Annotated in this window: 2 protein-coding genes; one reads left to right on the plus strand and one right to left on the minus strand. The window is 44.4% G+C overall.

What is annotated here, in order from left to right:
• Positions 1-120 precede the first annotated feature (120 nt).
• The gene (locus tag RIG68_RS24775; protein ID WP_350128784.1) at positions 121-1,407 is read left to right on the plus strand and encodes an IS1380 family transposase; all 1,287 of its coding nucleotides are present in this window, start codon (positions 121-123) and stop codon (positions 1,405-1,407) included.
• Here RIG68_RS24775 and RIG68_RS24780 read toward each other — a convergent pair.
• Positions 1,363-1,587 (minus strand): hypothetical protein (locus tag RIG68_RS24780; RefSeq protein WP_350128787.1); only part of this gene is annotated, 225 nt, incomplete at its 5' end. The genes RIG68_RS24775 and RIG68_RS24780 overlap by 45 nt on opposite strands.

Raw genomic sequence — 1,587 nt, forward strand, 5'->3', positions numbered from 1 at the left:
CCTAAAATCCGCAGGTTGATTATGAAGAAGAGCCAAAAAGGCCTGATAAATTGAATCAAAGCCTTTTTTAACTCCTCAAGGTTTCACTTATTTGAGTGATTGAAAAACAACTAAGTGAAGATGAAAATTACTACCTCTGAGTCAAAAGTCAACCCTTTTGGTGGGTTCAATTTTTGTATTGACCTTTTGGAGAAAGAAGGTATTCCACGCTTAATTGATCAACACCTGGGCAAGCGAGTACTTTATACAGGTTTTGATTACTCCCAGATATTGCTCAACCAACTAGCTATTTATTTCACCGGAGGTGATTGCGCCGAGGATATCAATGATCACCTGCGATCTCACTTGCAGCAAGTCAAGGGAATGTGCGTATGTAGCTCGGATACTATTTTACGAGGCATCAAAGAATTATCTACTCCTGTTGACTCTTTGATTAGCCCCACAGGCGTAGCGCACCAATTCAACATCAACTTCCCTGTTAATGCGCTTTTACTCAAGACCCTCAAGCATACCGGTCAGCTCAACAGCAAAGAAGGCTACACCCTGGATTATGACAATCAGGTCATAGCCACCGAGAAGTACGATGCGAAAAGAACCTACAAACAGTGCGAAGGTTATCAGCCCGGAGTGGCCAGTATTGGGGAGCACATCGTCTATATAGAGGGGCGCAACGGCAACAGTCAGGCGAAGTACCAACAGAAGCAAACTTTAGGCAGGGCCTTGGAGCTACTCGCAAAGCAGCGAATATCTGTGAGGCGCTTCCGTGCTGATTCGGCTTCTTATCAGCAAGATGTGGTAGAACTGGTGAGTGAAGAAAGCGAACTATTCTACATCAGGGCAATGCGTTCAGCAAACATGGAGCAGCAAATCGGCACTATTACCGCTGAAGACTGGAAAAAAGTACGCCTGGGCATTCAGGAAATGGAAGTGGCACAAATAGCCGATTACCGTCCTTTTGATGGCAAAACATCCTATCGTTTAGTGGTTAGCCGTATCAAGCGAAAGGACAAACAATCCGATATTTTCAGCGGTCAAGCCTACACCTATCGAGCGATATTGACCAATGACCAAGCCTGGGACGATGAACAGGTGGTCGCCTTTTATAATGGGCGAGGAAAAGCTGAAAAAACCTTTGACTGTATGAATAACGACTTTGGATGGGCTAAACTGCCCTGCTCCTTTTTAGGTGAAAACACCGCCTTTATGATTCTCACCGCCCTATATGCCAACCTATATCGCTTTATATTATCCAAGTTCGCTGAGAAACTCGATTGGCTACAATCAAATTTCAGGATCAAGAAATTCATCTTTCGTTTTATCACCGTAGCGGCCAAGTGGATCAAAACCGGAAGGCAAGAGGTTTTAAAACTCTACACCCAGAAGGACTATAGCCCGCTTGTAACTTAGCTCACCTGCGACCAATAAAACACCACCTATTTTCAACCCATTCAGTATCAATAGCAGGAAAAGTGCATCCAAACCTGTCAAAAACCCATCTGGAGGGTCAAATGTATCGTCCAAAACCGACTCTGTCAGGGCTGAGTACAGACAGAAATGACCCAAAAGAGTAAAGAACCAATCAAGCCA

This window comes from Imperialibacter sp., assembly GCF_040222385.1.
GTDB lineage: Bacteria > Bacteroidota > Bacteroidia > Cytophagales > Cyclobacteriaceae > Imperialibacter.